The sequence below is a fragment of the Candidatus Nitrotoga sp. M5 genome (assembly GCF_927904885.1).
Taxonomy (GTDB): domain Bacteria; phylum Pseudomonadota; class Gammaproteobacteria; order Burkholderiales; family Gallionellaceae; genus Nitrotoga.
On record NZ_CAKMNW010000056.1, the window covers coordinates 47,691 to 69,140 of the forward strand.

Sequence of the window (21,450 nt, forward strand, 5' to 3'; positions counted from 1 at the left end):
TTATTTTGTGGAAACTTCTGGAGAAGGAAGGTAATCGAATTCGCGCGCAACCAGTTTCCCTTGAGTGGCAAACACCTGAGCTTCAGCTCGGGTTATCGCATACGACTCGACCAGATTTAGTTCGGATTCATTAAATTTTGCGGATTGCAGCTCGAATTCGTCTAGGCCACGAATACCTGTAGTGGCAACTACCTTACCTGTTCCTGCACGCCCCGACGCCATGCCCAAAAGCCCGCCTATATTCCCAGAACGCTTACGAATATCTCCTTTGCGGACATTCAGCATGTGTACCCAGCCTTTACCTTTTGGGCTCTTTATGAGTAGCCAGCCGCCATTTTTTTTGACAATTTCCACTTTGTCGCCAATCGATAGCGTGGCAATTTTTTTAGCGTCTCGGAACGGTTCAACCCTGATGCCATCGGCCCTGATAACACTACCTGTTTCAGCGGCAAATACTGGCATAGCCAACAACGCGAATAAAGCAGCCCCTAATCTGATCGAATTCATAGTGTCTTCCTTTGTTGTTCATTCCAGCGCAGCAGTGTTTCCGCAAAGATTACGCGCCAATAGTTGCGCGCATCCTTGCCACCTACCACGTCCCCTTTATGTACAAACCAGCTGACTTTAATATCAGTGCTGATTATGAATTTACTTAACAGTCGCGGAAACGCATCGATGACCGCTGCAACATCCTCAGTCACCCGTGCCGCTCCATTTGCATCTCCTTCATCCACTACCCAGGAAATCGAAAATGTTTTTTCGAATAAATCCCACAGGCCTTTTTGATAGCCTCTCACTATGTCTACACTTTTCTGTTCCAGTCCAGCATTTTCAAGTTTGTAGCGGATTTGATCCAACATGGTATCCGTGAGCAATTTTGGGTCACCATCGAGACGAATTAATAACAGTGTGACACTTAATTTTCCTTCTCGTTCGAGAGAAGCGCGCACCATGCTTCGTTCTAGTATCTTGTTGGTGGCGACAGAATACAGACGTGCAATGGTAAAAAAGGCCAGTCCTATTGTCACCGGCCCAGTGATGTTAATGTAAGTATTGGTGAAGTTAATGCTGGCATAAGAAATCCCAATCAATACAAATTGTGACGTGCCAAACAATACACCTATTTTATTTCGTCCAAAATTACGATAAAAGGCCCAGGCAGTAGCCCAAATGATGCATAGAGTAAGTAAAAGATAAGCCACGCTTGCTTCAGGAAAGCGCAGGTAATCATTATGTTTTAAGTTATCTATAGCGGTAGCAAGAATTTCAACGCCTGGGTGCATTTGGCTCATCGGCGTGGGCTTGATGTCAAATAAGCTGGGCGCGGTGGAGCCGATAATGACGATTTTATTTTTAAACTCGTCTTGAGGGCGCTTTTTTTCCTTGTTTCCCATGTCCATGAAAACATCGTGGAAACTGGTATATTGGTATGAAAATGGCGGGCCACGCCAATTGAGCAAAAATTTTTGTGCGGCAGGCTCAGGCCAGCCGAAATCACGCGCAAGGCTTAATGGCAGAGACGGTAATTTCCATCCATAATCGTCACGGTAAGCAATATATTCGCGCGCAACACCGTCAGCATCGGGATAGATGTTATGCAACCCTAGGCGCCCACTTTTAATTGCTGCTGGAAAATGTGGTAGTACCACTGCAATGGTGGCCTCCGGTTGAGCATCATTAAGTCGCGGCTCAACACCGGGAATCATGGAGGGCTTCACCATGCTTAAGGCATCATTCGATGGATCAAGACGCAGTAAGGGGAAGTAAGTGTTATTTGTGGCGGCAATGGCGTCGTCGAAATAAGCATCGCTGTCAGGGTTGTATATGTCAGCATCGCTGAACAATATGTCAAACACGATTGCTTTTGGTTGCTGTTTTTCAACCTGCTCGAGAAAATCCCCCAGCACTTGGCGTGGCCATGGCCAACGCCCATAGTCGTTGGCCATGGCCGCGAGACTGGCTTCATTAATGTCTACGATTACGATATCGCTATCAGGCTTGGGTACAATAATGCGGTAGCGCACCATCGCATCGAATGCCTCTTGACGCATACCGGAAATGATATGCAATTGCATGGTATCAAGCACGGCAAACAACATGAATAGTGCTGCCAAGTATAGATAGAATTTATTATTCCAGAGTTTGGCGAGCCGTACGGAGAATTTGGAGTAAGCCAAACGCAACCGATTAGTGAAATAAACATTAAGTTTCATTGAAAAAATCCAATATTGATTTCATGCCGCTCTGTTTGATGGTGATTGTCACGGCGCAAGTGGCTCAGTGTATGTAAGTTGATAGTCAATATGTCGTCGCACGCCAAAATGCTATCCTTGGGATGCACATACTAAACCGGCCGGTGCAGAATATCGTCACTCATTATCCTTGGCAGCTTGTGAATGCGCGGGTTGCCAACTCGATTTACACACGGTTGAATCCTCATGTGCGGCTAACACGCACTTATCGCGCAGTAATGAGCGAGGTGCCAAAAATTCTTTATGGGGCCTCTACCTCATCTAAGATATCCTGCACGCCAATTTCCGCATTCCCCAGCAAGCATAATATCTTTATAAGTGCAGGAGATGTGCGATTTCATTGACAGTCTACGTCGCTTTCAAAAATATTGTCATCCGCGAAATTAAATTTGGCTTCGTGCGAGGCTAGGAATGACCGGCAACCCAGAAATCAGCTAAAATGGTATCCTAAAGCAGTAGCCAATTGATATTTAAATTTCCCCAAAGTCCAGCATGAAAATCACCCCTGTCCTCCTACTTATCCTCGACGGCTTCGGCCACAGTGAAGAAACTGACCACAATGCTATCGCTCATGCGCACAAACCTAACTGGGACAAGCTATGGCGTGATTATCCGCACACACTAATCCGTACGTCCGAATTATCGGTAGGGCTTCCGCAAGGCCAGATGGGTAACTCTGAAGTTGGTCATCTCAATATCGGCGCAGGTCGAATTGTGTATCAGGAGCTCACACGGGTGGATGCAGCCATTCAGGACGGAAGCTTCAACAGCAATCCGGCGTTCCTGCTAGCTATTGAACATGCCAAGCAACATGGCACTGCGCTACATATCATGGGGCTGCTATCACCCGGCGGAGTACATAGTCACGAAAACCATATCCACGCCATGTTAGAGCTGGCAGCGAGTGCTGGACTGCAAAAAATATTTATCCATGCCTTTCTCGATGGTCGTGACACACCGCCGAGAAGTGCCGAACATTCGCTGCAGCGGCTGCAGGAAAAAATTGCTAGCTTGGCCGTTGGGCGTATTGCTTCCATCATCGGCCGCTACTATGCAATGGATCGAGATAACCGTTGGGATCGGGTACAGGAGGCCTATGACTTATTGACAAAAGGCAAGGCTGGATATCAGTCGCCTGATGCCCAAGATGGATTGCAGCAAGCCTATGAGCGCGGAGAGAACGACGAATTCGTTAAAGCCACTATCATTGCCTCTCCCACCGAGCCACCCGTTATCATGCAAGATGGAGACGTTGCAGTGTTTATGAACTATCGTGCCGACCGCTCGCGTCAGCTTACCCGTGCGCTGACTGATCCAATGTTTGATGACTTTAAGCGTGCATGTTTTCCCAAGTTGTCAAGCTTTGTCACATTAAGCAGCTACGGCGAGGACTTTCACCTTCCGGCAGCGTTCATGCCCACAGCCATCCACAATTGTTTTGGTGAGTACCTTTCAGGCTTGGAGTTGAAACAATTGCGTATCGCAGAAACGGAGAAATACGCACATGTCACCTACTTCTTCAATGGCGGCAAGGAGCAGCCTTACCCGGGCGAGGATCGAATCTTGGTGCCATCTCCCAAAGTGGCAACCTATGACCTCAAGCCAGAAATGAGTGCTTTTGAGGTCACTGATAAACTGGAAGCGGCAATCCGTAGCGGGCAGTATCAAGCCATGATTTGCAATTATGCCAACGGCGACATGGTCGGTCATAGCGGTATAATGGAAGCGGCAGTCAAGGCCATTGAAGCCTTGGATGTATGTATTGGGCGAGTAGTCAATACCATGCTTGAATGTGGCGGCGAGGTGTTAATCACTGCTGATCACGGCAACGCTGAGCAAATGCTGGATCGCACCACACAGCAAGCACACACCGCACATACTCTTAACTTGGTTCCGTTCTTGTATATAGGCCGCAAGGCCAATATTGCTGAAGGTGGCTCGCTTCAGGATGTTACCCCAACCTTGCTCGCCATGATGGGTCTGCCGCAACCGCCGGAAATGACGGGGCAGCCGCTTATCTCAATCCAGTGACCGCACTTACTCGCCACGTATTATTGTTGTGTATCTGCTTAATAGCAGGCATAAACAGCACTCACGCCTCACCTCAGGAAGAGCTGAACAATCTACGTAAGCAAATCTCTGCGTTGCAGAAGGAGTTTGAAGAAACCAGTGAGTCTCAATCCGAAGCAACAGTCAGGCTTCGTGAATCAGAACGAGCTATCAGCAATAGTAAGCGTAAGTTGGCTAAGTTGTCATTGCAACACCGTGCTGCAGATCAAGCCTTGGAAAGGCTGCAACAGCAAGCGGAGCAACTGGAAATGGATATGCAGAAACAGCGGTCTATGCTCAGCAAATTGCTCTACCAGCAATATTTAGGCGGCAAACAAGAATACTTCAAGCTGTTGCTCAACAATCATGATCCTGATCAAACTGCACGTGAAATGCGCTATTACGAATATATCGCGCGCAGCCGTTCGACTTGGCTGAAGAAGTTACGCATAAATCTTGCGCAGTTAAACGAGGTCGTCCAACTAACTCAGCAAAAACGTAAAGATCTTGCGGCGCTGCAAGAGGAAGAAAATGCGCAGAATAAAATCTTGGAAAAAGACAAGCTTGCGCGTCAGCAAGTGCTCAGTCAGTTTGCTCAGCAACTTAAACAACAGCGCAACGAAATTGGTCGCCTACAACGCAATGAAAGCGAGTTGACGCAATTGGTGACCAGGCTCGCCAAAATGTTAACACGGAAAAAAAGCAAAGGTGTGTTCAGTAATGACAAATTGCCTGATAATCGTTTCGACGGCAAGCCGTTCGCGCAACTTAAAGGCAAGCTGACATTGCCGGTAATGGGTGAGGTAGTCAATAAATTTGGTACCGCGCGACCAGATAGTAACGTGCTTTGGAAAGGTTTGCGATTACGCGCAGAAAGTGGTCAGCCAGTGAAAGCAGTAGCAGCCGGTCGTGTAGTATTTGCCGATTGGTTGCGTGGCTTCGGGAACTTATTGATCATTGATCATGGCGAAGGCTACATGAGCCTGTATGGCAACAATGAATCTCTTTACAAGCAAGTAGGTGACACCTTACAAGGGGGCGACACCGTGGCAGCCGTTGGCAACAGCGGCGGAAATGAGGATTCCGGTGTATACTTTGAAATACGCCATAGGGGCGAACCTACAGACCCCATTAAGTGGATAGCCCGATAGCATTATTCATGAAGAAACATGTTGTAATTAAACAACTTTAGAGGTCAGATATGCGCAGTCGTATTGAAAAAACTGGATTGATCGGACTAGGGCTGATCGCAGGTGTGTTGATTAGCCTGCAATTATCTGCCATTGCGGATAAGAACATCGATGAGCCGTTGCCGATTGAAGAACTCCGTGCATTCTCAGAGGTGTTTGGTCGCATCAAAAGTGATTATGTAGAACCGGTCACAGACAAAAAACTTATCACCGAAGCCATCACAGGCATGTTGACCGGTCTCGATCCGCATTCCGCCTATCTGGATGCAGAAGCGTTCAAAGAGCTACAAGTCGGCACGCAGGGACAATTCGGTGGTTTAGGCATTGAGGTCGGAATGGAAGACGGGCTGGTGAAAGTAATTTCTCCAATTGAAGATACTCCAGCTTTTCATGCAGGCGTGCAGAGCGGCGATCTGATTATTAAACTCGACGATACCTTGGTAAAGGGTTTGAAACTAAGTGAAGCGGTTAAGCGCATGCGCGGTAAACCAGGCAGCAAAATTGTCTTGACTGTACTTCGCAAGGAAGCGCCCAAGCCGTTGACGATTACCATAACGCGCGCCATTATTAAAGTGAAGAGTGTAAAGTCGAAACTGGTCGAGCCCGGCTATGCTTTTGTTCGCATCACCCAATTTCAGGAGCGCACTGGCGAGAACCTCGCCAGTGCGCTCAACGATCTATTCAAAAAGAACGAGGGTGCTATGAAAGGTTTGGTCCTGGATCTCCGAAGCGATCCAGGGGGTTTGCTCAATAGTTCGGTCGCTGCATCTGCCGCCTTCCTGCCAAAGGATGCTCTAGTAGTGTATACCGAAGGACGTAACTCAGCTGCCAAAATGCGCCTGAGCGCCGTTCCTAATGACTATCTGCGCAACCACGAGAAGGATTATTTGAAAGATTTGCCAGCGGCAGTCAAAACTGTGCCAATGATAGTGCTGGTGAATGGCGGTTCTGCATCTGCTTCAGAAATTGTCGCAGGCGCATTGCAAGATCATAAACGGGCTGTCATTATGGGCACCCAAACCTTTGGTAAAGGCTCGGTACAGTCCGTTCTGCCACTCGGCAACAATACCGCAATCAAACTCACTACAGCACGTTATTACACGCCTAACGGGCGCTCTATTCAAGCCAAAGGTATTGTTCCTGATATCATAGTGGAAGATCCAGCGACTATCGGTCAAGATCAATCTTTACGTATGCGTGAGGCCGATTTAGAGCATCACTTGACCAACGACCAGAAGATTGATGTGGAGGTGGACGTCATTGTAAAACCTCCAGCTTCGGCTGAGCCAGATGACTCGCAAACAAAAAGTGAAGAAGGCGATACTACAAAACCGAAAAGACTTGAGTTCGGATCAAAAGATGATTACCTTTTAAATCAAGCTTTAATTTTGTTGAAGGGTTTAAATATATTGCAAGGAAAGTAATTGAAAAACAATAGGTTGCTCCTCTTCCATATCACATGAATGACGAACAGTTACTACGCTATAGCCGCCACATTTTATTGTCTGAAATTGGCATCGAAGGGCAACAAAAGCTGCAGGATGCGCACGCATTGATAATAGGTGCTGGTGGCTTGGGCTCTCCTGCCGCCATGTACCTTGCTTCCAGCGGAGTGGGTACTTTGACCCTGTGCGACGATGACACAGTAGATCTGACCAATCTTCAACGCCAAATCGTACACCGCACTTCCAGCATCGGAATGGCTAAGGTAGATTCTGCACGTATTTCGCTTGCTGAAATCAATTCCGATGTTCGCGTCATCGCTCTGAACGAACGTGCAGATAAAACGCGTTTACTTGAACTGGTTGGCCAAGCCGATGTAGTACTGGATTGCAGTGATAACTTCGCCACACGCTATGCGCTTAACCAAGCTTGCGTTCACTTAAACAAACCATTTATATCCGGTGCGGCTACCCGTTTTGACGGCCAAGTCGCTGTGTTCGATAGGCGCCTTCCTCACAGCCCTTGCTACCACTGCCTGTATCCAGAGCAGTCGGATGCGTTAGAAACACGTTGTGCAGTCATGGGGGTATTTGCCCCACTAGTAGGCATTATCGGTAGTATGCAAGCTGCTGAGGCGCTTAAGCTATTAATGGGTATAGGCACGCTACTGTGTGGCAGATTGCTGGTAACAGATTTGCTGCATATGGAGTTACGTACCGTTAAATTGAACAAGGATCCAGCTTGCCTAATTTGCGGCGCGTCACGTATGTAACAATTTTTAAGCGAGTTCATTAATGACTTCAATCACGAAGCGAGCCAAATGATCTTGCGTGAACTAAACATCCATCGTTGGTGGATATTTTCAGGTATCGGATGGTGGGCTTAAATCAAAGCGTATCATTTGATACGATTTTTGTGACTGTGCCCAAACAACGCAACGCGTGAAGAAAATAAGATTATCTAAAGAAGGAAGTCTTGCTTATAACATCAAACGAGTGGCGATACTTAATTTGTAGAGAATAATTCAGTTCCGACAGAGTCACTGCACCATAAATTGCCAAATTAATGAGAAATACTTAGAGGACAGCTGCAAAATAGACCTTAAATTAAAGAAAATCCTAATGAGTTGACAGAGAATAGAGGGGGCGTCTTGAGCTGAGTTGACTCTCAATTTTAGGTGGTTTGATGACACACTGTACGCATCCTTAAATCCATATTCGGCACAATGAAGAACGCAGCTAAATTTAGCAAGAGGCTGGCTACGCTGCTTTAACCGCTTTGTTGTGCAAAATATTATAAAGGAACTAATTGCGTAATTCACACATCCCAATAGCTGTCAAATATAATTTAGAGATCCTTTAAGGTGGCGAGTAGTGACGTTCAATTTAATGGTTCCTGACAATAATGAGCTTGCCCGTGTTACATTACGCTGTCCATAAGTAATGGCAGTATGAGATTTAAAGATGAGTAAAATTATCACCTCGATCATTTTTTAAAACGGAGAAACCATGAAGTTAGTTTGTATTTCAACCCTACTAATCGGAGCCCTTGTGGCGTATTCTGATGTATACGCGGCTAGCTCTACGCTGAGTGTAACCTGCAAAGGTGACAACGTTGGCGCTGATGTGTTAGTTAATGGCAAGTTCAAGGGCGAATGTCCAGTAGACGTGCTGGTACAGGAAGGCACGCTAAAGTTGAAGGTGCAAAAGGCAGTTGATGCTTCCCGTGCACGCATATTCGAGCAGGACGTTCGCGTGGGCGATAACGTGATCAAAACGATCGAGGCGGTATTAGGTGCGCCGCAAAGTAACGTCGAAGGCATGCGTCAAGAGTCGGTGAAATCGAGTTTGGCACAGGCTGAGGGGAAGAAGGGGGCATTACTTAAAGTCATCTGTAAAATTGATGATATGGGCGCTGAAGTGTTTGTCGACGATAAACTGAAGGGCGCGTGTCCGCTGGACGTGCAGGTGCCTGAAGGTACGATTCATTTGCGGGTGCAAAAGAAAGTTGATGAATGGAATGAGCGCATATTTGAACAAGAAATCCGTGCGGGAGATGGGGCGATCAAAAAGGTCGAGGTTCAATTAGGTGCTGCTCAACTTAGTGCTGCAGGTAAACAACGCGGACCTGAGCAGGTTGAGGTGAAAAAGGGAACGTTCAAAGATTGCCCAAGTTGTCCAGAAATGGTTGTGATTCCTGCAGGAAGTTTTGACATGGGCTCCGAGCGCAGCGATGAGGGTCCTATTCATCGGGTCACTCTGCCGTCTTTTGCTTTAAGTAAAACCGAAATTACCCGAGCTCAGTATGGTGAATTCGTGAATGAGATTAAATATGACGCAGGAACTTGTTGGGCAGTCAACGAAACCGGGATGGTAGAAGAGCGTGTTGGCCGTAATTCAGGCGACTTTGGCTTTCGTAAAGACCTTGAGGGCGACAGCGAGTTTGACAACAGCCCGGTTTCCTGTATTAACTGGTTTGATGCTAAAGCCTATGCCAAATGGATGTCAGAGAAAACCGGAAAGAACTACCGTCTGCCATCAGAAGCGGAATGGGAGTATGCCGCCCGTGCTGGTACGACAACTGCCCGCTATTGGGGTGACGAAGTCGGTCGTAATAACGCTAATTGTCGAGATTGCTTCACCAAGTGGGATGGGACTGATTCCCCATGGATTGGGGGGCTAGCTTCCCCAGTAGGTAGCTTCAAGCCCAATGCTTTTGGGTTGTATGACATGCTTGGCAATGTATGGGAATGGACGGAGGATACTTACCATAATGATTATAATGGTGCGCCAACGGATGGAAGTGCTTGGGTTCAAAAAACGTCTGGACAGGATAGGTCTGTAGGAAGAGTCATTCGCGGTGGATCTTGGAAAGTTCATTCGCTGTTTATGACGGCTTCGTACCGCTTGGGCAGTGCTGAGATAAGACGTGATGAGCACAAGTTTGGAATTCGGCTCGCCAGAACGCTCCCATAAATAGTATATCAAGCTTTTGTTATTTATCATTTTGAGCAAGGAGTGTGCGCAGGAGAGGTAAATAATTGAGTGGTGATTGTTGGATAATGGTAGCCTTAGCAAGATATATGTCTTGCTAAGGCTCTTTTACTATTAGTTTTTGAAACTAACGAACTATTATTGTTTAGTGTTTAGAAATATATAATTGTGCACAATTGCTTACGCACGACATTTCAAATTTAGTCTAATAGTCGCATGGGTTTAAATCGTGAATGATGATCAACCTTATGTTGTGGAGTCGGCTATTAATTCGATGGGTCTGAATCCTGACATTTCCCCCATCTACTATGATGGCTGGCTCTAATTTGTGAAAGTGAACTTCGAATAATATTCAGAGTGGCAATACTAAATTGTTCCTGTCCGGCTAAAATGCTAACAGTGATCATCCGGTGATTACACGCAAACGTATAAGGCGCATTTACGTCATTGCAGCCATATGGTGCAGTGTGTATTGCGAGGGTAGCCGATATTGGATTATTCGAGATAATTTATGGCGCATTGCTTAGACCCTCTGCTCGGTAATAATTCAGTTCAGTGTATTATAGTTGCTAGGCGGATAAATATAGTTTGGGCTTCGTGTTTTAAAATTAAGTTATGATTGCGGTTATATTTAATCAATTGTTTTATATAGAAAATTTATTATAAAGCAGTACTGTCTGAGTGCAAGAGTCGTAGCGAAAATTTAGCTGAATGAGGGTGGGTTCTGGCGATTTAGCAGAGTAATAGTTGTTCTGTTGCCAAAAAATGCGACGAAATATATTCAACTCAACTAAATTGGTAGTCGATCCCCTTTAAGTCCGACAGGCTGCTAGATAAGAGTCTGAGCTCCATCACTTCCAAATTCAAAGAGGATGCCGAAGGGATAGTTGCCAAGAAGATATAGAGAGCCACAATTTTGCTATGAGATTTCCTTTTAAAACGGTCGCTCTGATTGGAAAATACAAGGCGCCGGAAATTACCGAGCCACTGCTGCGGTTGGCTACATATCTTTCCGAGCAAGATGTTTTTGTTATAGTGGATAGTTTCACAGCCGAGCACCTAAAGCCGCACGACTATAGTGTAATGTCACTGGATGCGATGGGGGACAAAGTCGATCTGGCAATCGTGCTGGGGGGCGATGGAACTATGCTGAACATAGCGCGTACCTTGGCGCCCCTTGGAATTCCGCTAGTGGGGGTAAATCAGGGACGGCTAGGATTTCTTACTGACATTTCGCTTGATACTATGCAGCAAACAATAGCCGCTATGCTGGGCGGCAATTTTGTCACTGAGCAGCGCATGTTGTTATCTACATGTGTTTTGCGCGATGGTGTAGAAGTATTTAATTCGCTTGCGTTTAATGAAGTAGTGTTGCACCGCGGAAATACCAGTAGCATGGTTGAATTCGAGGTGCGCATCGACGGTGAGTATCTGTATCTCCAGCGTGCTGATGGCTTAATTGTAGCGACCCCCACTGGCTCTACAGCATATGCTTTATCCGCTGGTGGCCCTATATTGCATCCTTCATTGGATCTTATCGTCCTGGTTCCAGTCTGTCCGCATACTTTAAGCAATCGCCCCATTGTTGTTAAAAGCGAATCGTTGTTAGAAATTTTGCCGCACCGCATTTCAGATGCGCGCGTGCATTTTGATAGTCACGCCTATTTTGATTTACAGGAAAATGACAAAGTGGTGGTGAGCCGTCATATACAGCCAGCTTGTCTGCTGCATCCGGTAGGACATAGCTATTATCATACATTGCGTGAAAAATTGTTCTGGAATAAAACATTGTAATGTTGAAGTTTCTTAGTATCTGCAATTTCGTCATCGTTGATTCCTTGGAGCTCGATTTTTCGTCCGGCTTTACCGCGCTAACCGGCGAGACAGGTGCGGGGAAGTCCATCTTGATTGATGCTTTGTCGCTGGCGTTGGGCGGGCGTGGCGATGCGGGTATGGTGCGTAGCGGTTGTGAACGTGCTGAGATCGGTGCGGAATTTGATATAGTAGATTTGCCTGACCTACAATCCTGGTTGTTCGAGCAAGAGCTGGTAGGTGATTCAAATGTATGTCTGTTGCGCAGAATACTTGAAGCCAACGGGCGTTCGCGTGGTTTCATTAATGGGCATAGCGCCACATTGCAGCAGATGCGCGATGCGGGCGGTTATCTGCTTGATATTCACGGTCAGCATGCACATCAATCATTACTACGTCCAGATGCCCAGCGCAATCTGCTAGATGGTTATGCCGGGTTGATAAGCGAAGTGGAAGAACTGGCAGGATTGTTTCACGAGTGGCATTCATTGCTACACCGTCGTAGAAAATTGGAGCAAAATGCTGAAGCAGTGGCTAGCGAGCGCGAATTACTGTTGTTCCAGCGGCATGAGCTGGAAATGCTTAACTTCAGTGTGCAGGCGTGGATGGAGTTACAGGCCGATTATGCGCGACTTTCTCACGCCACTGACCTGCTTGAAACTGCACAGTTTGGTGTAGAAATATTAAGTGAAGCAGATACTGCCTGTCTTACTCAATTGAATGCGCTCACTACCCGTTTACGCGATGGAATTGAATTTGACGGATCATTGCAGGATGCGCTTAATATGGTGGAAAGCGCCCAAAATGATTTGCAGGAAGCTGTGTATGCGTTACGCCATTACTCACAGAAGATTGATGCTGATCCACAAAGCTTGAGCGAGCAGGAACAACGTATGACTGCGGTGGTGGATGCATCGCGCAAATACCGAGTATTGCCGGAGCAATTACCTGAAACCTTGCAGTGTATTGTCGCGCGGCTGGACGATCTGGGTAGTAATGCTGACCTTGCCACACTAGCGCAGCAAGAAGCTGCCGCACGTGAACAGTATCTGTCCGCTGCGAAAAAATTGAGTGCGGAGCGGCAGAAAGCAGCTGACAAATTGTCGCGAGAAATTACTACTGCAATGCAGACTTTGGCCATGCAGGGTGGTAGCTTCGCCGTGATGCTGAAACCACTTGCAGAAGGGGGTGTGAAGGGGTTGGAAGTGATCGAATTTCAAGTAGCAATCAATCCTGGTTCTCCGTTACGGAATCTGGCAAAAGTTGTCTCAGGTGGCGAATTATCACGGATTAGTCTGGCGATACAAGTGGCTGTCAGTCTGTCAGCCACCGTGCCTACGCTCATCTTTGACGAAGTGGATAGTGGTATAGGCGGGCGTGTGGCGGAAATCATTGGCGCTTTGCTTAAGCGCTTGGGGCAGCGTCATCAAGTGATGTGCGTAACGCATTTACCACAGGTGGCAGCGATGGCGGATGCACAATTGCAGGTGAATAAGTCCATACGAAACGGTGCCTCTGTAAGTACAATTTCTACCCTCAATCATGCGGAACGTGTCGAGGAAATCGCGCGCATGTTGGGAGGAGTAATAATTACCGATACCACACGCAAACATGCGGCCGAAATGCTTGAGGTGGGGTTCGGCCTGTCATCTGGCAGCTTATCGGATTTTTAAAGAGTCGCAGCAATTCTTTAAGTCCGGCAGGCTGTCAGAAGCGGTGTTGATGTATCATGCGGAAATTCTGTTATCAATGGTTTTTACTATGCGCATTAAGATAATTGTTGTCTCAGTGTTGTTTGTTTCGTGCAGTGAAATGACTATGCCCAAGCTACCCACGCTCACTGCGCACAAAATTGAAATTAATCAAGGTAATATGGTTACTTCAGAGATGCGTCATAAACTCAAGCTGGGTATGACGCGACTGCAGGTGCAGGCTGTCCTTGGTACGCCGTTGGTTAACGACGTCTTTCATGCTAATCGTTGGGATTATGTGTATAGGCTCGAAAAAAAAGCTAAATTGCTAGAAGAGCAACGCATAACGCTATATTTCGAAGATGATTTATTGGCTCGTATTGACGATGGCAACATGCCCGCTCTACCTGCAGAGGTCGTGCCCGTAACGGTTGCACCACCAGTCGGCGAGAATTAGCCCTAAAATAGTCAAGGAGTAGCGATGAATAAAATAAAAGTCGCAATTGCCGGTTGTAGTGGAAGAATGGGTAAGGCTTTGCTCGAAGGCATACTACACTCAGATGATCTGACATTGCATACAGCTTTGGAGCACGCCTCAAGTGTTCAGTTAGGGAAGGATGCTGGAGAGTTGGTTGGTAACGCATGCGGCGTGAAAATCACAGCTAATGCGGAAGTTGCTCTACAAGGTGCGAATGTGTTGATTGATTTTACTCGCCCGGAAGGAACGTTGCAGCATCTTGGAATATGTATGAAACTTGGCGTGCCTATAGTGATAGGTACCACCGGTTTTTCTGCGCAGCAAAAGGCAGAGTTAGGTGCTGCAGCTCAGCACATCGGTATCGTGTTTGCTCCCAATATGAGCGTAGGTGTAAACCTTACCTTCAAGTTACTGGAAATGGCATCCAAAGTGTTGAGCCATGGATTTGATATTGAAATTATCGAAGCGCATCACCGTCATAAAGTGGACTCACCCTCTGGTACAGCGCTGGGCATGGGGGAAGTAATTGCAAAAACGTTAGGGCGAGACCTTGCTAAATGCGCTGTATATGGTCGTGAAGGCACTACTGGCGAACGCGATCCTTCCACCATTGGTTTCGCCACCGTACGCGGTGGCGACATTGTGGGAGACCATACTGTACTATTTGCAGGCACCGGCGAGCGTATAGAAATTACTCACAAGGCTAGTAGCCGCTCCACTTTTGCTCTCGGTGCGCTGCGTGCAGCACGTTTCTTGCAAGGCAATGCGGCTGGGATGTATGACATGCAGGATGTGCTTGGGTTGAAGTAAACGTAGAGAGAGTGCTTCAACAGAGAAAAACTGATATTTGCCACAATTATTTTGTTCGCTGTTGTGTTGAGATGCGTATTGATGGCTGCGTGATTGCTCATCTTTCACATTTTTATCAATAGGTTGTCATATTTGATGCAGTTGATGCTATTGATCCCAATCAGGATTTTTTTGAGGGTTTGATTTATCCAGGCTACTCTATTCTAAACGCATGACTGTCATGTTTAAATATTTTGAGCCTGATGCTTCTGAAGCATTGCTACTGGCAGATTCGCTGCCAGCATCTCTGTCACTGGAATATTCTACGTGCCAATTATTTGATAGGATAGGGTGGGTTGCAACTGCTGACGTATTGAATTGTATAAATTCACGGTGAGGTTACTGGAGAAACCATGCGCGATACGGGTGATAACGAGGATATGATTGCATATGTGCAAGCATTATTGCGCAAAGAAAAGCTTAAAGCCAACCCTGAAAGCCAGATATTGGAAGACGTTGTTGGCTTGGTGTTTCTTCAGTGATATCTAGCAGCCTGTCGGGCTTAAAGGGAATAGGCTGCAAATCCAGTCTGGCTGGTGCAGATTCAGGTTTTGCCGGTATTAGTAATGACTATTACCGGCAAAACCTGTCCTCGCCCAGTCGAATTTTCGCTTAGATTCTTCAAGTACGATAGGCTGCAAGCGAATTTTATGGGTAAATATAATTTTTTGAAGAAGAAAAGCTGCATAAGACTCTCTGTGAGACTTGGAAAAATGTCTGAGATTAGGTCACATAACTGAATTGAAATTTAACCCCGCAGCAGGACTACGAGTGGTGGTTAATAAAGCGCTTGATGTAAGGAGCCTTAAAAATTCTAGTTTTTAGGCAAGGCTTGGCACGAGCAAAAAATTTGAACGCAGTATATGATTAATTTATTAATGATAATGTTTTCAAATAACGCCGTATTGTGACGAAATGGGGTAAGCATGCACGCCGCAAAGCGGCTGCTCGCAAAATTGGTTTGTTAGAGCTGCTCTGTAGCTTGGATATTTGCCAAGAAGACAGTGAATTCTATTAAGCGGTCAGGTTAGGTTTACATTTGATACGCCCTACGCTATCAGGTATAATGCAGAATTAGTACTGGCGGGGTGAACGATCGGTTCATTCCGCTTCTTTATGTCATACAAGCTGTTAGCCCGGATGTTTCATAAAATTGGCGCGTGGTTTTTTGGTTGACAAGCAAGATTTGTTCTTACGGATGTATGGCCTCGTTCGTTCACAAAGTTGGCTAATCAAGTAAGCAAGGTTCGCTGAGGTGGGAAAATATTTCTCAAGCCGCAAAATCTTGTGTAAACCATCGCGCGATTTATGAAGAATTCAGATTGATAGCTATCCTTGGAGAATCTCTGGTGCCGCAAACGAACCCTGCCATTCTTGTGCTTGCCGATGGAACGGTGTTTCGTGGTGCTGCCATTGGCGTTTCTGGCATGTGTGTAGGCGAGGTGGTGTTTAACACCTCGATGACCGGCTATCAGGAGATTCTTACTGACCCTTCTTACTGCAAACAAATTGTCACTCTGACTTCCCCTCATGTTGGTAATGTGGGGGCAAATTTCGAGGACGAGGAATCGCGCCAAGTGTTTGCTAGTGGGCTGGTGATCCGCGATTTGTCCTTGACGGTGAGTAACTGGCGTAGCGCGCAACCTTTGTCTGATTACCTCAAAGCCAATAAAGTAGTGGCGATTTCTGACATTGACACCCGTAAACTAACGCGCATTTTGCGCGAAAAAGGTGCTCAGAATGGCTGCATTTCTACCGACATGGACGAGGAGGCGGCGCTGCAAGCGGCGCGTGACTTTGTTGGGCTCGACGGGATGGATTTGGCGCAGCACGTCTCTTGTGAAAAGAATTACGATTGGACGCAGCGAGAGTGGAGCTTGAAGGACGGCTACCGCTGCAATGCGCATTCCGAGTTTCATGTGGTGGCATATGACTTTGGTGCTAAGCACAATATTTTGAGAAAGCTGGCCGAGCGCGACTGCCAAGTCACCGTTGTGCCCGCAAAAACCAGCGCCGAAGATGTGTTGGCACTCAAGCCAGACGGTGTGTTATTGCCAAATGGCCCGGGTGACCCTGAGCCATGCGATTATGCTATCGCTGCAACGCAGTATTTTTTACGTGTTGGTATGCCGTTGTTCGGTATTTGTTTGGGGCATCAGATTCTTAGCTTGGCACTAGGGGCGCAGACGGTGAAAATGAAGCTTGGTCATCGAGGTGCAAATCACCCTGTTCAGGATGTGCAGAGTAAACATGTGGTGATTACGAGTCAGAATCATGGTTTTGCGGTGGATGCAACGACCCTGCCGGAGAATGCGCGTGTGACACATGTTTCTCTGTTCGATGGCACGCTACAGGGCTTCGAGTTGATCGATATGCCTGCGTTTGGATTCCAGGGTCATCCTGAAGCGAGCCCTGGCCCACATGATGTGGATTATTTGTTTGATCGCTTTGTGGCGATGATGCGCAAGAGCTCCTGATATGCCTAAACGTACTGACATAAAATCAATTTTGATCATCGGAGCAGGTCCCATTATCATCGGGCAGGCGTGTGAGTTTGATTATTCCGGCGTGCAGGCATGTAAGGCGCTGCGCGAAGAAGGTTATCGCGTGATTCTGGTGAATTCGAATCCGGCCACCATCATGACCGACCCAGATATGGCAGATGCTACCTATATTGAGCCGATCACTTGGCGGATAGTGGAAGAAATTATTATCAAGGAAAGACCGGACGCGATCCTGCCTACCATGGGTGGGCAGACAGCGTTGAATTGTGCATTAGATTTGGCTAAACACGGAGTGCTGGAAAAGTATGGCGTAGAAATGATAGGCGCATCGCGTGAAGCTATCGACATGGCAGAAGACCGCGAAAAATTTAAACAAGCGATGACGCGTATTGGTTTGGCATCGGCGCGCTCGGCTATTGCGCATAGTATGGAAGAGGCATTGCAGGTGCAGCAGGTGATGGGCTTCCCTACAGTTATACGTCCATCCTTTACAATGGGAGGCTCGGGCGGTGGTATTGCTTACAATCGCGAGGAGTTTGTCGAGATTTGTGAGCGCGGTTTAGAAGCTAGTCCCACCAAGGAGTTGTTAATTGAAGAGTCACTGCTTGGTTGGAAAGAGTTCGAAATGGAAGTGGTGCGTGACCGTGCTGACAACTGCATAATCATCTGCTCGATTGAAAATTTAGACCCGATGGGTGTGCACACTGGTGACTCTATCACTGTGGCCCCAGCGCAGACGCTGACCGACAAGGAGTACCAGGTCATGCGCAATGCGAGTATTGCTGTGCTACGCGAAATTGGAGTAGATACGGGGGGGTCCAATGTACAGTTCGCCATTAATCCCGAAAATGGGCATATGGTAGTAATTGAGATGAATCCGCGCGTATCGCGCTCTTCGGCGCTTGCATCTAAAGCTACAGGTTTTCCAATTGCTAAAGTGGCGGCGAAACTGGCGGTAGGGTACATGTTGGATGAGTTGAAGAATGAAATTACGGATGGGGCAACTCCAGCTTCATTTGAGCCCACAATAGATTATGTTGTGACTAAGATTCCACGGTTCGCTTTTGAGAAATTCACGCAGGCAAATGATCGTTTAACCACTCAAATGAAATCGGTGGGTGAAGTGATGGCAATTGGTCGCACTTTTCAGGAATCGTTTCAGAAGGCGCTACGCGGACTGGAAGTCGGGGTGGATGGGCTTGACAGAAAAACAAACGATCAGGATTTGATTGCCGCTGAATTGGGCACGCCAGGGCCAGATCGTATCTGGTATGTAGGAGATGCTTTCCGCATAGGTATGACGCTGGAAGAGGTGTTTGGGCTAAGCAAAATTGACCCTTGGTTCCTAGCGCAGATCGAAGACCTGATCAAGCGTGAAGCTGCACTAGCTGGTCGAACACTGGATAGTGTGGGTATGACAGAGATGCGTGGATTAAAGCGCAAAGGTTTTTCGGATAATCGCTTAGCTAAGTTGTTGAGAAGTGATGCCGCTGCCGTGCGCGCGTGCCGTCATGCACTGGGTATTCGCCCGGTGTTCAAGCGAGTAGATACTTGTGCCGCCGAATTCGCCACCGATACTGCTTATATGTACTCAACATATGAAGAGGAGTGTGAGGCACAGCCTACGACCAGAAATAAAATTATAGTGCTGGGTGGCGGGCCTAATCGTATTGGCCAAGGGATCGAATTTGATTATTGCTGTGTGCATGCTGCACTGGCGTTGCGTGATTATGGGTATGAGACCATCATGGTCAATTGTAATCCAGAGACTGTGTCAACTGATTATGATACGTCCGACCGTCTGTATTTCGAGCCGTTGACGCTGGAAGATGTGCTGGAAATTGTGTCTGTGGAAAAACCGGTCGGGGTAATTGTGCAGTTTGGGGGGCAGACGCCGTTGAAGTTGGCGCATGGATTAGAGATGAACGGTGTGCCTATTATAGGCACCACGCCGGATATGATTGGCTGTGCGGAGGATCGTGAGCGTTTCCGCCTAATGTTGCAGCAATTAGATTTAAAGCAACCGCCCAATCGCACGGTCAGCTCGCCAGAACAGGCGGTACTAGCAGCCCAAGAAATTGGTTACCCGCTGGTAATGCGGCCCAGTAATGTGTTGGGTGGGCGTGCCATGGAAATTGTTCATTCTCAACCTGATTTGGAACGATATATGCGGGAGGCAGTGGAGAGTGCTGATATTTTTCCAGAACGCATGCCAATTTTGCTCGACCGTTTTCTGAATGATGCGATCGAGGTGGACGTGGATGCTGTAAGTGACGGAACAGAAGTGCTGATCGGCGGTATTATGGAACACATCGAAGAGGCTGGTGTGCATTCTGGCGACTCAGCTTGTTCATTGCCGCCATTTAGTTTGTCGACCGAGCTTCAAAATGAGTTGCGCCGCCAAACCAAGGCGATGGCTAGAGCATTGAATGTGGTCGGCCTAATGAATGTGCAGTATGCCATTCAGGGTGAATCTGTATTTGTTCTGGAAGTAAATCCGCGTGCCTCTCGCACAGTTCCTTTTGTGTCTAAAGCTACTGGAATTCCGCTGGCCAAGGTGGCTGCATGCTGCATGGTCGGTAAATCATTAGCGCAGCAGGGAGTGACGAAAGAAGTTATTCCATCGTATTATTCGGTAAAGGAAGCGGTGTTTCCATTTATTAAATTTCCCGGTGTGGATATCATACTCGGCCCAGAAATGAAATCCACAGGGGAGGTAATGGGCGTGGGTGATACCTTTGCGGAAGCCTTTGTTAAATCGCAATTGGCGGCGGGAGTGAAGTTGCCGACTGCCGGGAAGGTATTTATTAGTGTGCGAGGTGGAGATAAGTTGGGCGCCGTGGAAATTGCCAAGAGCCTGCGCGATATGGGCTTTACCATATTAGCTACGCATGGAACCGCTGCAACAATAGCGGCTGCGGATGTTGCAGTGACTGTGGTCAACAAGGTGGCAGAAGGTCGTCCGCACATCGTGGATATGATCAAAAACGGTGAGATCAATCTGATTGTTAATACCGTGGACAGTAAACGGAGTGCGGTGCAAGATTCTTATTCTATACGCCATGCCGCATTGCAGGGACGTGTAACTTATTACACCACTCTGGCTGGTGCACGCGCTGCTTGTTTGGGCATGCAGCACATCGCTGAATTAAATGTGTATGACTTGCAGACGCAGCATATGCGTCTGATTCATTAAGAATATAGAAGGAAAATCAGTATGAGCAAGATTCCATTAACCGTGGTAGGTGCTGAGTTATTGCGTAATGAACTACATCATTTAAAAGCCGTGGATCGGCCGTCGGTTATAAATGCCATTTCTGAAGCGCGTGCGCAAGGTGACTTGTCGGAAAACGCTGAATATGAAGCGGCTAAAGAGCGACAAAGTTTTGTCGAGGGGCGCATCATAGAGTTGGGAAGCAAGCTGGGAAATGCTCAAGTGATAGATCCAAAGACCCTCAACGCGGACGGTCGTTGTGTGTTTGGTGCGACGGTGAAGCTGGAAGATCTCGCAAGCGGAGATGTAGTGACTTACCAGATTGTTGGAGATGACGAAGCTGACATCAGGCAATGTAAAATTTCCATCAGCTCTCCGATTGCACGGGCACTGATAGGTAAGTACAGCGGAGATATTGCCGAAGTCCAAGCTCCAGGCGGAATTCGCGAATATGAGGTCGTGAACGTACAATATATTTAAGCTTTTCCGGCTGGCTGCCATGGTAGTCTACGATTTGTATGCAGGTGAGCTCTCCATCTCTGCTAGTGGTTGTCAGATTATTGGGAAAGTACGCCTGCATGTTTGCTAAGTGGTGGTAGGACTTAAGATCAAGCTGGGAGGCTTATCGGCTGCTCAACTGTTTTTTACTGAGCGTTTTACCTTTTTGCTGTGTTGGTTTCTTCACGGGTGTATCTTCTTGTGGTTGGTATACAACAAGAATTTTGCCAATATGTTGCACCGCTGCTGCGTTCAATTGTGTACAAATTTTTTCCAGGGTTGCCTCGCGTGCTTCACGATCTTCACTCATAACCCTGATTTTGATTAATTCATGGCTCTTCAGTGCGCAGGAGATTTCTCTCAGCACGGTGGTGGTCAATCCTGCTGATCCAATCATGACGGTAGGTTTAAGCGGATGAGCGCGTGCTTTGAGATTTTGGCGTTGTAGTACAGATAGTGTTAGCAATTTTAGTGGCT

The 21,450-nt window shown here is 47.2% G+C and carries 16 protein-coding genes; 13 read left to right on the forward strand and 3 right to left on the reverse strand.

Going from position 1 to position 21,450, the window contains the following annotated elements; all coding sequences use genetic code 11:
* Both MJ770_RS10785 and MJ770_RS10790 read right to left on the reverse strand, forming a co-directional pair.
* The gene (locus MJ770_RS10785; RefSeq protein WP_239253960.1) at positions 1–507 is read right to left on the reverse strand and encodes an SH3 domain-containing protein; all 507 of its coding nucleotides are present in this window, start codon (positions 505–507) and stop codon (positions 1–3) included.
* Positions 504–2,213 (reverse strand): CHASE2 domain-containing protein, encoded by a 1,710-nt coding sequence (locus MJ770_RS10790; RefSeq protein ID WP_239253962.1) that lies wholly within the window; start codon positions 2,211–2,213, stop codon positions 504–506. The genes MJ770_RS10785 and MJ770_RS10790 overlap by 4 nt, the downstream gene beginning before the upstream one ends.
* Positions 2,214–2,744: 531 nt before the next feature.
* On the opposite strand from MJ770_RS10790, the gene gpmI reads away from it, so the two are divergent.
* From gpmI to greA, 13 genes are all read left to right on the forward strand, one after another.
* Entirely contained in the window at positions 2,745–4,283 is a 1,539-nt protein-coding gene (gene gpmI, locus MJ770_RS10795) for a 2,3-bisphosphoglycerate-independent phosphoglycerate mutase (RefSeq protein ID WP_239253964.1), read from the forward strand.
* Positions 4,280–5,452 carry a murein hydrolase activator EnvC family protein gene (locus MJ770_RS10800; protein WP_239253966.1) on the forward strand — a complete coding sequence of 391 codons (1,173 nt, stop codon included), beginning with the start codon at positions 4,280–4,282 and terminating at the stop codon, positions 5,450–5,452. The genes gpmI and MJ770_RS10800 overlap by 4 nt, the downstream gene beginning before the upstream one ends.
* 50 nt (positions 5,453–5,502) lie before the next feature.
* Positions 5,503–6,915, forward strand: a complete 1,413-nt coding sequence (locus MJ770_RS10805; protein WP_239253968.1) for a S41 family peptidase — start codon at positions 5,503–5,505, stop codon at positions 6,913–6,915.
* Positions 6,916–6,950: 35 nt separating this feature from the next.
* On the forward strand, positions 6,951–7,706 hold the full coding sequence (locus MJ770_RS10810) for a HesA/MoeB/ThiF family protein (RefSeq protein ID WP_239253970.1): 756 nt from the start codon (positions 6,951–6,953) through the stop codon (positions 7,704–7,706).
* 736 nt (positions 7,707–8,442) lie between these two features.
* Positions 8,443–9,909, forward strand: a complete 1,467-nt coding sequence (locus MJ770_RS10815; protein WP_239253972.1) for a formylglycine-generating enzyme family protein — start codon at positions 8,443–8,445, stop codon at positions 9,907–9,909.
* A gap of 939 nt (positions 9,910–10,848) precedes the next feature.
* On the forward strand, positions 10,849–11,721 hold the full coding sequence (locus MJ770_RS10820; RefSeq protein ID WP_239253974.1) for an NAD kinase: 873 nt from the start codon (positions 10,849–10,851) through the stop codon (positions 11,719–11,721).
* Entirely contained in the window at positions 11,721–13,412 is a 1,692-nt protein-coding gene (gene recN / locus MJ770_RS10825) for a DNA repair protein RecN (protein ID WP_239253976.1), read from the forward strand. Before MJ770_RS10820 ends, recN begins: the two co-directional genes overlap by 1 nt.
* Before the next feature lie 88 nt (positions 13,413–13,500).
* Positions 13,501–13,887: an outer membrane protein assembly factor BamE gene (locus tag MJ770_RS10830; RefSeq protein WP_239253978.1), complete on the forward strand. Its 387-nt coding sequence runs from the start codon at positions 13,501–13,503 to the stop codon at positions 13,885–13,887.
* A gap of 24 nt (positions 13,888–13,911) precedes the next feature.
* Positions 13,912–14,718, forward strand: coding sequence for a 4-hydroxy-tetrahydrodipicolinate reductase (dapB, locus tag MJ770_RS10835; RefSeq protein ID WP_239253980.1), 807 nt, complete (start codon positions 13,912–13,914; stop codon positions 14,716–14,718).
* A gap of 365 nt (positions 14,719–15,083) precedes the next feature.
* The gene (locus MJ770_RS10840; protein WP_256448826.1) at positions 15,084–15,239 is read left to right on the forward strand and encodes a DUF4202 family protein; all 156 of its coding nucleotides are present in this window, start codon (positions 15,084–15,086) and stop codon (positions 15,237–15,239) included.
* An 867-nt stretch (positions 15,240–16,106) separates the two neighbouring features.
* Entirely contained in the window at positions 16,107–17,234 is a 1,128-nt protein-coding gene (gene carA / locus MJ770_RS10845) for a glutamine-hydrolyzing carbamoyl-phosphate synthase small subunit (protein ID WP_239253990.1), read from the forward strand.
* 1 nt (position 17,235) lies between these two features.
* Positions 17,236–20,457, forward strand: coding sequence for a carbamoyl-phosphate synthase large subunit (carB, locus tag MJ770_RS10850; RefSeq protein ID WP_239253993.1), 3,222 nt, complete (start codon positions 17,236–17,238; stop codon positions 20,455–20,457).
* A 21-nt stretch (positions 20,458–20,478) separates the two neighbouring features.
* A complete protein-coding gene (gene greA, locus MJ770_RS10855) occupies positions 20,479–20,955 on the forward strand; it encodes a transcription elongation factor GreA (protein ID WP_239253994.1) in 477 nt (158 codons plus the stop codon).
* 142 nt (positions 20,956–21,097) lie between these two features.
* On the opposite strand, the gene yhbY is transcribed toward greA, so the two are convergent.
* Positions 21,098–21,439: a ribosome assembly RNA-binding protein YhbY gene (yhbY, locus tag MJ770_RS10860; protein WP_239254004.1), complete on the reverse strand. Its 342-nt coding sequence runs from the start codon at positions 21,437–21,439 to the stop codon at positions 21,098–21,100.
* Between the last annotated feature and the right edge of the window lie 11 nt (positions 21,440–21,450).